The sequence below is a fragment of the Nocardia exalbida NBRC 100660 genome (genome assembly GCF_000308575.1).
GTDB classification, from domain to species: domain Bacteria; phylum Actinomycetota; class Actinomycetes; order Mycobacteriales; family Mycobacteriaceae; genus Nocardia; species Nocardia exalbida.
On sequence record NZ_BAFZ01000081.1, the window covers coordinates 55,632 to 67,329 of the forward strand.

General features: G+C 64.3%; 14 protein-coding genes. 13 read left to right on the forward strand and 1 reads right to left on the reverse strand.

All coding sequences use genetic code 11. The features are described from left to right. Positions 1 to 187: 187 nt before the first annotated feature. From ON29_RS34315 to ON29_RS19555, 8 genes are all read left to right on the forward strand, one after another. The gene (locus ON29_RS34315) at positions 188 to 760 is read left to right on the forward strand and encodes a DUF3558 domain-containing protein (RefSeq protein WP_040868202.1); all 573 of its coding nucleotides are present in this window, start codon (positions 188 to 190) and stop codon (positions 758 to 760) included. A gap of 26 nt (positions 761 to 786) precedes the next feature. Beyond that, a complete protein-coding gene (locus ON29_RS19525) occupies positions 787 to 1,260 on the forward strand; it encodes a hypothetical protein (RefSeq protein WP_040868203.1) in 474 nt (157 codons plus the stop codon). Next, on the forward strand, positions 1,257 to 2,414 hold the full coding sequence (locus ON29_RS19530; protein WP_040868204.1) for a hypothetical protein: 1,158 nt from the start codon (positions 1,257 to 1,259) through the stop codon (positions 2,412 to 2,414). Before ON29_RS19525 ends, ON29_RS19530 begins: the two co-directional genes overlap by 4 nt. A 106-nt stretch (positions 2,415 to 2,520) precedes the next feature. Beyond that, positions 2,521 to 3,297: an ESX secretion-associated protein EspG gene (locus tag ON29_RS19535; RefSeq protein WP_040868205.1), complete on the forward strand. Its 777-nt coding sequence runs from the start codon at positions 2,521 to 2,523 to the stop codon at positions 3,295 to 3,297. 374 nt (positions 3,298 to 3,671) lie between these two features. Further along, positions 3,672 to 4,244: a hypothetical protein gene (locus tag ON29_RS19540; protein ID WP_157172832.1), complete on the forward strand. Its 573-nt coding sequence runs from the start codon at positions 3,672 to 3,674 to the stop codon at positions 4,242 to 4,244. After that, complete coding sequence (locus tag ON29_RS19545; protein WP_040868209.1) at positions 4,244 to 4,558, forward strand: hypothetical protein; 315 nt, start codon at positions 4,244 to 4,246, stop codon at positions 4,556 to 4,558. Before ON29_RS19540 ends, ON29_RS19545 begins: the two co-directional genes overlap by 1 nt. Continuing rightward, complete coding sequence (locus ON29_RS19550) at positions 4,558 to 5,403, forward strand: hypothetical protein (RefSeq protein WP_040868211.1); 846 nt, start codon at positions 4,558 to 4,560, stop codon at positions 5,401 to 5,403. The genes ON29_RS19545 and ON29_RS19550 overlap by 1 nt, the downstream gene beginning before the upstream one ends. Continuing rightward, positions 5,388 to 5,984 carry a hypothetical protein gene (locus tag ON29_RS19555; RefSeq protein WP_040868213.1) on the forward strand — a complete coding sequence of 199 codons (597 nt, stop codon included), beginning with the start codon at positions 5,388 to 5,390 and terminating at the stop codon, positions 5,982 to 5,984. Before ON29_RS19550 ends, ON29_RS19555 begins: the two co-directional genes overlap by 16 nt. Before the next feature lie 189 nt (positions 5,985 to 6,173). On the opposite strand, the gene ON29_RS19560 is transcribed toward ON29_RS19555, so the two are convergent. Further along, a complete protein-coding gene (locus tag ON29_RS19560) occupies positions 6,174 to 6,494 on the reverse strand; it encodes a hypothetical protein (protein WP_040868215.1) in 321 nt (106 codons plus the stop codon). A gap of 397 nt (positions 6,495 to 6,891) precedes the next feature. Between ON29_RS19560 and ON29_RS19565 the strand changes: the two genes are divergently transcribed. From ON29_RS19565 to ON29_RS34320, 5 genes are all read left to right on the forward strand, one after another. Beyond that, on the forward strand, positions 6,892 to 7,623 hold the full coding sequence (locus tag ON29_RS19565; protein ID WP_051175387.1) for an IPT/TIG domain-containing protein: 732 nt from the start codon (positions 6,892 to 6,894) through the stop codon (positions 7,621 to 7,623). A gap of 792 nt (positions 7,624 to 8,415) precedes the next feature. Continuing rightward, positions 8,416 to 8,637, forward strand: coding sequence for a hypothetical protein (locus ON29_RS19570; RefSeq protein WP_040868217.1), 222 nt, complete (start codon positions 8,416 to 8,418; stop codon positions 8,635 to 8,637). Continuing rightward, positions 8,634 to 9,071, forward strand: coding sequence for a hypothetical protein (locus ON29_RS19575; RefSeq protein ID WP_040868220.1), 438 nt, complete (start codon positions 8,634 to 8,636; stop codon positions 9,069 to 9,071). The genes ON29_RS19570 and ON29_RS19575 overlap by 4 nt, the downstream gene beginning before the upstream one ends. Then, positions 9,068 to 9,373 (forward strand): hypothetical protein, encoded by a 306-nt coding sequence (locus ON29_RS19580; RefSeq protein WP_040868226.1) that lies wholly within the window; start codon positions 9,068 to 9,070, stop codon positions 9,371 to 9,373. Before ON29_RS19575 ends, ON29_RS19580 begins: the two co-directional genes overlap by 4 nt. A 337-nt stretch (positions 9,374 to 9,710) precedes the next feature. Next, positions 9,711 to 11,698, forward strand: a 1,988-nt coding sequence (locus tag ON29_RS34320; protein ID WP_174371846.1) for a beta strand repeat-containing protein, incomplete at its 3' end; no start/stop codon positions are given.

The window sequence follows — 11,698 nt, forward strand, 5'->3', positions numbered from 1 at the left end:
CCGGAACCTCCCTCGCCAAGGGTTCCGGGCCCGCGCGCCCGGCCCGACACTCTCGAGCCGTCAACTTGCTCACCAGACCGCTTGCACCCGACGAAACCCGCCGGTAGCGTCGACATTCGCTGCGGGGGGCGGGGAAGCCGGTCCGGCCTCGAAGAGCCAGGACACTAACCGGTGTGCAAGGGGAACGATGACATCAGGGTGGAATTTTCGGCGACTGGCCATCCTCTTTGCCGGTGCCGCGCTCGCTCTGACAGGCTGCGACTCCTCGACCGCCCGCGATGACGCTCCGCCTGCAAGTTCGACGGCTGGTCAAAGCGTTGCTGCTGAGACACCCACCGGTTACGACACTTGCAAGGACATACCGCAGAGCGTCCTGGACTCGGAGAAACTCCGTCGTCGCAACGAAGCCGATTCGGATGCCAGCGGCGGTATCAAGTGGCGAGGGTGTCGATATGGACGCACTGACGGCTACTTCGCCACCATCACCACCTCGAACCTCACAGTTGAGATGACTCGAGCCAAGCACTTCCCCGAGGCGACCGAGTTCACCGTCGGCGGACGCCAGGCGATCTCGACCCGTCAGTTCGATGGCCCGAACATCAAGGACGCGTGCACCGTGAATGTGGCTATGCAGGGCGGCAGCCTTGACATCAATCTGCTCAATCCGGCCTCGAACCGCGATACCGGGTCTGTCGATTCGTGCCAACTTGCTCGGGCGCTGGCCGAGAAGATCGTGCCAACCATACCTAGCAACGCATAATCTCAGAACTCGTCGGGAGGGATGAAATGAGCGACGACAACGCGCCGCGGCCGATGGCGAACATGCTCAGCGCGGCCCGGGAGGGGCAGTTAGCGGTCGATATGAACGCTGAGGACTTCGTCTACATAGACCGCGACTGCAATTTTTTCAAGGACGCCATCCGCGACATACAGACAACAGTGGCCGATATCGCGCGAGCGGAACGATGGGGCCTCGGCGAGAAGTCCGAAGGTATGGTTTCGGCCAGCACCGTGGTCGAGCGGTTCCGTACGAAGGCAAACGGGGCAACGGATGGCAACAGCGTCTATCAAATCCTGGAAGATCACTACCGCATCGTCGAGGACATCCAAGAGACCTACAGGATCGTACGTGATCGAATGATGCAGGCGGACAGTGATTTCGCCGCAGAATTCAGCCGCTTGAATACGGACCTTCCCGAGCGTCCACCCGTCCAGCTCCCATACGCACCGACCTACCTCCCGGTTGGGACAGGCAAATGAGCGGCTACGAGAATCCCCGTATTCCTAACGGGGGCGAACACCCTGATAGTTGGGAACACTCGAAGATCAACAACACGTTCGAGCCTCTCAACCCGACCGACGCGGTCAACCAGGCGAACAAATATTGGCAGGCTCGCATCCAGTGGGAGCAGGGCGTAGAGACCTTCGCCCGATCCATCCAGAGCTCTATCGCCCAAGCCTGGTCAGGCCCCGCTGCGGAACAGTCCAAGAGCGCGATCGCCAAATACACTGGTGATGCGCAGAACCTGACGACTTCCCTGGAGGAGCTGTACAATCGCGTCAGCGACGCCGCCACCGCGATCTCCAATACGAAGAACGCTCTCCCGGAAGCCGTCGAATTCTCCTTCGGCGAGCGCCTTTTCAACCCGCGGCGCTGGAACCTGAACAGCGAGAGATACCTGGCCGAGCAGGACGCGCGGGCCGCGATGCAAGAGTTCTACGTACAGCCGTTCAGCGAGATGGACGGCAAGATCCCGGTGCTGCCCACTCCGGTCGGCCCGACCGCATCGGTGGACATTCCTGCGCCCCCGCCGGGTGGATACCACAGCGACGACAGCGGCGGGCCCACGACGAACGACCCGGGCACCAGCCCTACCGACACCGGCACTCCCGGCGACAAGGACGGCGACGGCAAGCCCGACGAGACGAGCACCGAGGAGCCGCAGTCCACCGACGAATCGACGCAGGACGAACAGTCCTCCGATACGACAATGACGGACACCTCGACCACACCCGCGGGCGTGGACCCCACGTCGACGACTCCCGCCAGTACCACGGACCCGACCAAAACCGTGCCGGCCGGCACCCCGACTCCGCACAGCCCGGGCTCCCCGGGCAGTCCCGGAACTCCCGGCACCACGAACCAGCCACAACCGGGGCGCAGCATCGCGGGCGCACCGGGCGCACCGGGCACGCCGAGCACATCGGTGAATCCGGCCGCGACAACGAACACCTCGGTCCGTGGCACGAGCGGTACGCCGGGCATGATGGCCCCCGGCGCTCGCGGCGGCAAGGACGACGAATCCGAGCACAAGACACCGGACTACCTGATCACCCAGGAGAACACCGACGAGCTGCTCGGCGAAGTCCCGAGAACGCTGCCCGGCGGCGTCATCGGCGGCACGCCCGACTGATCGGGCCACACCCCATCTCGACTTCGCGCGCGCCCGCATCGCCAGTCGGCGGCGGGCGTGCGCGCGTGGACATTGGCCGTCTTCACGCGGCCGGATTGGACCTCACATGGCTGAATGGACCTGGGATCCCGACGACTTCGCCGCCCTCTGGTACGGCGACGCCCACGATCGCATCCCCGGCCCCTTGCGCTACACCAGTCGTTTCGCTTTCCGCGACGACTTCGCCGCCCACCGCACCGCCGTGTGGCAGCGCTATTCCGCCGACGAACGCGACGAGATCGCCGCTGCCTTCCACACCTTGGGCCACTCCGACCTCCGCATCGAGATCCTCGGCGGCACCTGCAAGCACAAGAACAGCACCGGCCCCGACGACATCCGCGAGTACCGGATCCTCGGCGCACGCGACAGCTACCGCGCCGTCGTCCTGAGCCAAGCGGGCAATCAAACCGAGCACGGCCCCATCCGCGCACGCATGTTCCCCGCCGACCAACTCCCGGCCCGCCTCGTGAACGCCATCCCTCCCTGCACCCCCGGAGCCGAGCGACCGGCCACCTTCCACCCCCACGACCTGACCCCCCGCCGCGACACCTACCTCCAGGACAACGCCCGCAACACTCCCCGCGAGCAATACCAGCGCCTCCTCGGTCGCCCCGTCGACGGCGGCGGCACCGCCGTCCTCCTCACCGCTCCCCTACACACCCGCACAAAACCCACCAAAGTCCTCCAATGGCACGACATCTCCGATGACGGCCGCTACACCGAACACCGCACCGACCACATAACCGTCCGCCCCACCACCCCCACCGACCTGACAACCCACTTCACCACCTGGATCACCCAAGCCCTCGAACGCCTCGCAGCCACCCACCCCGAAACCTGGTAGGCGTGAGTCCGTGTACCGACCGCGCGGGCAACCCGGATCCAGCGGCGGTTCGTCCGCGCGCGACCGAGCGCCCTCCTCAGTTACCTTCGCCGGGGCGATGCATTGCGAGGGTGTGGTTTTCACGTCGAAGCACGCTGCGACAGGACCGACCGCCCGAGCCGTGACCTCGCCCTTGCTGGGGTGACAAATAGAACGGTAGAGTTTGTCCCGCAACAGCCTGAGGTGACAAACCACTGGGCTGCTGGTGCACCACGACTGGCCGCAAGGGGGCTGGTGACTTGCGGGTCCGCATTGAATTGCAGCCGTATGCGCCTGATTCAATAGCGGCCCTTCGGCGGGACAATCCCACTGCAGTGGAAACAGAAGGGGGTAGAGTGGCGACTGGCTTGATCGGGGTCGGCCTGATCACAATGAATCTCGACGAAGGCCGCCTTCCGATAGATGTGGATGTGAGCCGGAATATCCATGACCGCCTTGATCCACCGGACCTCTCCGCAGCGGCGATGACCGGCTATTATGTGGCGCTGTGGCGGCATGACGCACCGGTCATCGCATCGGGCAGATGGACCGAATTGACCGTATCCCCCTCTCGTCGCACGGAACTGATCACGCTTCTCGACACTCGATCGCTCGCCGAATACGAGACGGTCGAACGATCATTGGGGCTGAGTGATGAATTCGTAGGGCGAGGTCCGGTGACCGACTTCGGAGTGCCCTCCATAACTGTGGTCGCGAACATCTCGCGCATCGGCAGCATCGAGATCGATCCGCAGTGGGCGGCCACGGCCAGCCCGTCCTACATTGCACACGACATCCTCGACTGCGCGAATCGGATTCGGCAACAGCGCCCACGGTTCCACGAAGACGGGACATGGGCCGAGCGCACCGACGATGAGCTCGAGCACGAACTAGCGGAATACAAACGCTACCTGATGAGGAACTCGTAATGGTCAATTTCTCAGCGGATCTGAACCAACTGGTCAAGGCTGCCAGAGCCTGGGATCACGCGTCAGACGCCCTCACCGTCGCCGCTACCGAGGCACAGAGCATCCACTTCAGTCATCAGGACGTCGCCTGGGGGCTTTTTCGAGAGACTTGGGATGCCCAGATGGCGGCCGCGCGGTATATGTACGACAGACTGGTCGAAGGAAGAGATGAAACCGATTCCATCGCCAGGGTTCTGGACCATGTTGCCAAGGTATATCAGGAGCAGGACCAGAACTTCGCGAACGTTCTGATCGAGCTGGAAGCGGATTACTGATGGGTGCCACCAAGTCTCTGGACGAGATCAACACGGTACTCGATAGGTTCTCGGACCAGATCGCGGAGATCAGGAGCCAACCCGCCAAGGTGGATGACGCGTTCCGGAAGGCGGCCATCGCCGCCGCCGAGGTCGAGGCAGCGACATTCTTCGGAATGGCGGGTGCGGTGGCAGGTGCCGTCTACGGCGCGATGACCGAGGACGACTTCACCGGTTACATGCAGGACCATAAGGAAGAGATCAAGAAGAAGATCCAGGAACTCTTGGACAAACTGCAGGGCGCAGTCGACAGTTTGAAGGCACCCATCGCCTTCCTCCAGACGAGCGAGGCATGGACGACGCTGAAGGGGAAGATCGGCGGCGCGCAGAACAACGAGGTGAACAACGGGAACGTCATCGGCTACTGGACAGGAGCGGCGGCACTCAAGTACACAGCGGCGCGCACACTCCAGGACACCGCAATGGATTCCGCAAAATCAACCTGCGATAAGATGACCGAAGCGCTTGCCAAAGTATCGGACATCGCTTGGGACTTTTATTCCAAGATCGTCACGGATATCGCGGACCTGCTCATAAAACTCGGGACAGCTCTTGCCAAGATCGTCACGTTCGTCGCCGCTCCAATGGTAATATCCGATACGATTGATATCATCGGAAAAGCAATCAGCAGCGCCGTCGAGCACACGAACAAGCTTCTCGATGCCATACTTTTACAAGCGCAGAGCATCAACAAGATACGGGAGTCGACAGAAAATCAGAAAGGGTTCCATGGCAACCGGTGGCCGCGCAGCGCTTTCGACGACTTCAATACCAACTCTCCCAGCCCTGAATGGCAGGCGACATGAACCTGCGAAAGCTGCTGGCGATTTCCGCGCTGGTAGTAATGCTTTCGGCTTGCAATCTGTTTTCGCGCACTAAACCCGAAAGTTATGAGATACCGACGAGCAGCCACACCATCCAGGACTTATGCGACTCTACGAAACAGTTTTTCGTCACCCGCGCTGGTACCGAAAATCTGAAGATCAGCCCCGGTGCTGGTGGAAAAGCGCTGACCGATGAGATCGGCGGTGGCAACGGGTGCGCCTATGAGAAGGCCGACGGGTCCGCGTGGCCCTACCTCGGATACGTATCCCTGTTTCGCGTCACCAGTGGTAACACCCTGTCCACACCTCCCGCGACGACAGAGAACTACCCGGCCAAGGTCCTGACTGTGGACGGCGCGACCGTCAAGGTAGCTACCGAGCCACTGCCCAAGGGGGGCGATCACGCCACCACTCTGCTCGACGTCGACCTCACCGCCACGATCGACGACTGGAAGGGTGAACTCCACTTCAGAGCCACCGAAGATCAAACGACGCGAGATGACAAACCGACACGAGAGGGCGCGCAAGCACTGGTGCACATGATCCGTACGTTGAAGGGCTGATCGCTCTCGCATGGCGCGTGGAACGACAACGCGCTCGTGGCACCTTCCTAGCATCTTCCGCTGGAACCACCGGAACAACCCCCCGTCCGCGCGCTCTCGACAACCGGAAGTACTGCCCGAGCGAAATGGCCCAAACGATCTTCGACCGGCCATTGTCACCGGACAGCGCACCCGATCGGTGAAGCGAATTCAGACCTGCTGATTCGCGGCTCGACGCCGGAGCATCGCGTGGTGGATGTAGTACTTGTCGACCTGGCGGGTGAAGACGCTCACAACCTCCCAGCCGAAGTACATGTCCAACCATTCGATGCAGGATGTCAGGGTCGACAGAGTTCCGTGGTGGTTGGCTTTCAGCAGGCCGGAGTCCCAGGCGAGACCCCGCCGGGGCTGCGCGTAGATGATCAAGTGCTTGCGTTGGTAGGTGCGCATAGCGACGGTTCCGTCCAGGATCGACTTGGCGTCGAGCACCGGACCCGGACCGGCCGGGAGCGGTGGAGGCCGTCCGTTCACGCGTGGATTCCCGCACGAGCGGCTCGACGAGCACCACCTACTCGTGCATCGGTGGAAGACCGGCGAAGCCCGCTTGGACTGCCCGGCTTACCGATTCCGGCACCGTCTCGATCGGTCAATGAATCCCCCTCAGGCGCAGTGCTCTACGACCGGCTCCACAGTATCCGCTCTCGAACAGGCCTTGAAGTCCGGCGGTCCGCCCCGGAGGGCACGCGCCGAGCCACACCCTGCCACGAGAACATCTGGCACAGCGACGAAAACGGACAAAAACAGAGTGGGTGACTCATTGCCGAATCAACCGTAGCGGGGCGCTAATGGAAAGTGCCGGGCCATCTGGTGAGTCGGGGCACCGCCCGGTACAGAGAATCGATCTCCACGGAAACCAGGAGGCATCGCCGTGCCCACTATCACTGCTATCACCCCGACCTCGGGCCCCACTACGGGCGGCACCAGCGTCACGATTGCCGGTACAGGATTCACCGGCCCGCTGACGGTGCGCTTCGGCTCCACCGCAACGACTTTCACCGTCGACTCCGCGATCCAGATCACGGCCGTCGCGCCCGCGGGGTCGGCCGGACCGGTACAGGTGACGGTCTCCGACTCGAGCGGTACCAGCAACGGAGCCACCTACACCTATCTCGCTGTGCCGGCCTTGAACTCCATCGCACCCGGCCAAGGGGCCGCTGGGACGTCGGTCACCCTCACCGGCTCGGGACTGACGGGGGCCACCGCGGTCACTTTCGGTACCACACCGGCGACTTCGTTCACCGTCGACTCGGACACGCAGATCACGGCCGTCGCCCCGGCGGGTACGGGGATCGTGGCGGTCACCGTCACCGCTCCGGGTGGCACCAGCAACGGGGTTTCCTTCATCTACGTCGTGGTGCCCACCATTACGGCGATCGCCCCGGCTTCGGGCCCCACCTCGGGCGGGAACAGCGTCACGATCTCCGGCACCGGGTTCACCGGTCCGCTGACGGTACGGTTCGGCAGCACCGCGACGACATTCACGATCGACTCGCCGACGCAGATCACCGCCATCGCCCCGGCCCACGCGGCCGGGGACGTTCAGGTGACCGTCACCGGCTCCGGCGGCACGAGTAACGGCCTGACCTACACCTACGTCTGATCGAGACAGCTCACGGGCCGTCGCCGGGGTTCCGGCGGCGGCCCAATCGCGTTGAGTCCGAGTGGCTCCGATCGGCTCCGAAACCCTCCCGAGTCCGATTTGAACAGACCGACCAGCATCATACGGGGCTCTCCTCACCCCGGCGCGAGGAGCGAACACGATCCGCCGCCGAGTAGCTGGCCGGAGATACGGCGACAAGCGTTGCACGCGAGAGCATTTCGCTCGAGTACGAGACAGCCGAAGTCGCAGCCCACCACCCCGCCCGGCCACACCGACGAGATCCGCGCTGCGGCAGGGCCGCACGATGCGATCGCGCTGGAGCCGCAGCGCTGGTCAACACCTGGCAACGATCTGGAAAACGGACAAAAACGGATCATCCGACGCGTTGCCGACCCGCAGATCCTGGGGCATAACGGAGTTAACCGGTTTACGACGACCGTCGGCCACCCGCGGCACGGAGGAACCAGCAAACAGAGAGGCAGCGTTATGCCTACATTCCTCTCCCCGTCATCGGGACAGAACTCACGGGGTCCCCGCGGGACGGCGACAACCGGCATTCCAATGGACGGCACCGCTCCGGCACGAGCCGCAGCGCCGCACCACGAACCCTCCTCCACCGCACACGGGTTCAACTAGATCCCGCAGCGCGGGTGGGCCTGCGACGACGCGATCCGAACTTTCGGATCGCCGGAATCCGACCAACCTCACGAACGCACAGCTTTCGGTCGGCGGAGTCCCGCGATCGGCCGACGGCACCGTCGGTGTCACAACAAGAAAGAAAGGGAAGAACCGATGAACAAAGTAATCACCATCCTGCACAGTGAGCCCGTCCGCGCCTTGCTGTACCCGCTGCTGGCGGCGCTGATCGGCTACGGGGTCACCAAGGGCGTCCTCTCGTCGGACCTCTCGGGTTTCGTCCTCGCCATCGTCGCGGCGGCTCTGGGCCTGCCCGCGGTCGAGTCGGCGCGCCACCGGGTCAGCCCGGCGCCACCGGACAGCGGTGAACCAGCATGAGGACCCCGAAGGAAAGGACGCGCCACGACCCCTTCGAGGTGGTGCTGTGCGCCGTGTTCGGTGTCTCGATGCTGTTGCAGTGCATCTACGGCCCGCCGCCTGCATCGGCGACCACGGCCATGCCCTCCGGATTCCGCACGCTGTGGCTCGTCCTCATGTTGATCGGCTGCGTCGCGACGCTGGTCGGTCTGTTCGCCCGGCGCGTCTGGGGCTATCTGGTCGAGCAGGTCGGCCTCGGGGCGCTCGGCTGGTCACTGGTGGCCTTCGGTGCGCAACTGCTGTTGTTGCAGATCCAGCACCGAACCATCGGTCCGGCCACGGTTCTCGGAGGTCCGCTGCCCATCGCGTTGGGCATCGCGTTCCTGTGGAAGCGCCGACAGGTACTGCAGGACGTCCGGGCGCTGCGCCTGGTGAAGATCCGGGAGGCGCCATGAACATCATCCAGCAGTCGCCGATCTTCGCGGCACTGGTGCTCATCGCCAGCTCGTCGGTGCTGTCGGCGGCGGTCACCGCGTGGTTCAAGCGCGGCGACGTCGACGCTCACATGACGAAGACGAAGGCCGACGCGGCGAAAGTCTTGAGCGACCTCGCCATTTCGCAGACCCAGCAGATGTCCGAGCAGATGGGCGAGTTCCGCATGGCGCTGCGGGTGCACCGCGAGTGGGATCGGAAGATGGTAACCCGGGCACGGCAGGCCGGCATCGAATTCGACGACCCCCCGGAGCTGTTCCTGTAACGCGAGAACCCGCTTTTCGAGCGGAACGCTGACGGACGTTCCGGTTGGTCGCCAATCGTTCGCCAGCACCGCGTCTCTCGGTGGGCTCACCGTCGGCGCGTCCTCCGAATGCGGTGGCGAAGCCCTGCCGAAAACAACGGTGCCACAACGCCTGCCAGGGCGTTCACGTCACAACGTGCCGCGCCGTTGCCAATCCGAAAACGGACCAAATCGGATCGTCAGACACGTTGCCAGGCACCGATTCAAAGGAGTTAATGGAGATAGCCGGGCTGCTGAACAGCGGCGGGCGCCCCCCGGTGCAGAGGAATTATCACCACGGCGACAAGGAGGCAGCGTCATGCCTACCATCACTTCCCTCTCCCCGACTTCAGGACCGACCACGGGGGGTACCAACGTCACGATCACGGGTACCGGATTCACCGGCCCCATGACCGTCCGGTTCGGTAGCACCGCGACCACTTTCACCATCAACTCCCCTACGCAGATCACGGCGATAGCTCCCGCCGGATCGGTGGGTACGGTGCAGGTCACCGTGACCAGCTCTGGCGGAACGAGCAATGGGGTCGCCTACACCTATGTACCGGTCCCCGCGCTGAACAGCATCAATCCCAATCAGGGTTCCACCGGGGGCGGTACGACGGTCACCCTCACCGGCTCGGGCTTCACGGGCGCCACCGCGGTCAACTTCGGTAGCACACCGGCGACTTCGTTCACCGTCAACTCCGACACGCAGATCACGGCCGTCGCACCTGCCGGAACGGGGATCGTGCCGGTCACGGTGACCGGCCCGGGTGGCACCAGCGGTGCGGTGCCGTTCATCTACGTCGTCGTACCGACCATCACCGCCATCTCGCCGACCGCCGGGCCCGCCTCGGGCGGCAACACCGTCACGATCACCGGCACCGGGTTCACCGGCCCGTTGACTGTCCGGTTCGGCAATACCGCAACCATCTTCACGGTCAATTCCCCCACTCAGATCACCGCCGTCGCACCGCCCGGAACGGGCAGCGTGCAGGTGACGGTCACCGGCTCGGGCGGAACCAGCAACGGCGTCACCTACACCTACGCCGGAGTTCCCGCGCTGACCAGCCTCGCACCCAACACCGGACCGACAACCGGCGGAACCACGGTCGTCATCACCGGAACGGGCCTGTCGACTGCCACTTCGGTCAGTTTCGGTGGCACACCGGCGACCTCGTTCACCGTCAACTCCGATACCCAGATCACCGCCGTCGCACCGGCCGGAACGGGGACCGTGCAGGTCACCGTCACGACACCCGGCGGAACCAGCAACGGCCTCCCCTTCACCTACGTCGCGGTGCCCGCGATCACCACGTTGGTGCCCAACACCGGTCCGGTCACCGGGGGGACGACGGTCGTCATCACGGGAACGAATCTGACGGGCGCGACGGCGGTCAGTTTCGGTGGCACACCGGCGAGCTCGTTCACCGTCAACTCGGCTACCCAGATCACGGCGGTCGCACCGGCCGGGACCGGGACCGTGCAGGTCACCGTCACGACACCCGGCGGAACAAGCAACGGCCTCGCCTACATCTACATCCCGGTCCCAGCACTGACCACGGTGGTCCCGAACATAGGACCGGTCACCGGCGGGACAACGGTCGTCATCACCGGAACCGGGCTCACCGGAGCGACCGCGGTGAACTTCGGTGCCACACCGGCAGCCTCGTTCACCGTCGTCTCCGACACCCAGATCACCGCCGTCGCACCGGCGGGGACCGGGACGGTGCTGGTCACCGTCACGACCGCGGGCGGAACCAGTAACGGCGTCGCCTACACCTACGTCGCGGTGCCCGCCATCACCACGGTGGTTCCGAGCGTAGGACCGGTCATCGGCGGAACAACGGTCGTCATCACCGGAACCGGCTTCACCGGAGCGACCGCGGTGAACTTCGGTGCGACACCGGCGACCTCGTTCGTCGTCGTCTCCGACACCCAAGTCGTCGCCGTCGCACCGGCGGGAACGGGGACCGTGGGAGTGACCGTCACCACCGGGGGCGGAACCAGTAACGGCGTCGCCTACACCTACGTCGCACTGCCCACCGTCACCGCGGTGGTGCCGAACGCGGGCGTGGAAGTAGGCGGCACGACGGTCGTCATCACCGGAACGGGACTGACCGGAACCACCGCGGTGAACTTCGGCGCCACACCGGCGACCTCGTTCACCGTCAACTCCGCCACCCAGATCACCGCCGTCGCACCAGCGGGAACCGGCACCGTGCAGCTCACCGTCACCACCCCGGGCGGAACCAGCAGCGGCGTCGCCTACACCTACATTCCAGTACCCGCCGTCACCGCGGTGGT

What these genes read in the sequence shown, in the direction of transcription:
- ON29_RS19525 (WP_040868203.1), top strand. Translation starts at nt 787, where the DNA reads ATGAGCGACGACAACGCGCCGCGGCCGATGGCGAACATGCTCAGCGCG.
- ON29_RS19550 (WP_040868211.1), top strand. Translation starts at nt 4,558, where the DNA reads ATGGGTGCCACCAAGTCTCTGGACGAGATCAACACGGTACTCGATAGG.
- ON29_RS19555 (WP_040868213.1), top strand. Translation starts at nt 5,388, where the DNA reads ATGGCAGGCGACATGAACCTGCGAAAGCTGCTGGCGATTTCCGCGCTG.
- ON29_RS19570 (WP_040868217.1), top strand. Translation starts at nt 8,416, where the DNA reads ATGAACAAAGTAATCACCATCCTGCACAGTGAGCCCGTCCGCGCCTTG.
- ON29_RS19575 (WP_040868220.1), top strand. Translation starts at nt 8,634, where the DNA reads ATGAGGACCCCGAAGGAAAGGACGCGCCACGACCCCTTCGAGGTGGTG.
- ON29_RS19530 (WP_040868204.1), top strand. Translation starts at nt 1,257, where the DNA reads ATGAGCGGCTACGAGAATCCCCGTATTCCTAACGGGGGCGAACACCCT.
- ON29_RS19535 (WP_040868205.1), top strand. Translation starts at nt 2,521, where the DNA reads ATGGCTGAATGGACCTGGGATCCCGACGACTTCGCCGCCCTCTGGTAC.
- ON29_RS34315 (WP_040868202.1), top strand. Translation starts at nt 188, where the DNA reads ATGACATCAGGGTGGAATTTTCGGCGACTGGCCATCCTCTTTGCCGGT.
- ON29_RS19545 (WP_040868209.1), top strand. Translation starts at nt 4,244, where the DNA reads ATGGTCAATTTCTCAGCGGATCTGAACCAACTGGTCAAGGCTGCCAGA.
- ON29_RS19580 (WP_040868226.1), top strand. Translation starts at nt 9,068, where the DNA reads ATGAACATCATCCAGCAGTCGCCGATCTTCGCGGCACTGGTGCTCATC.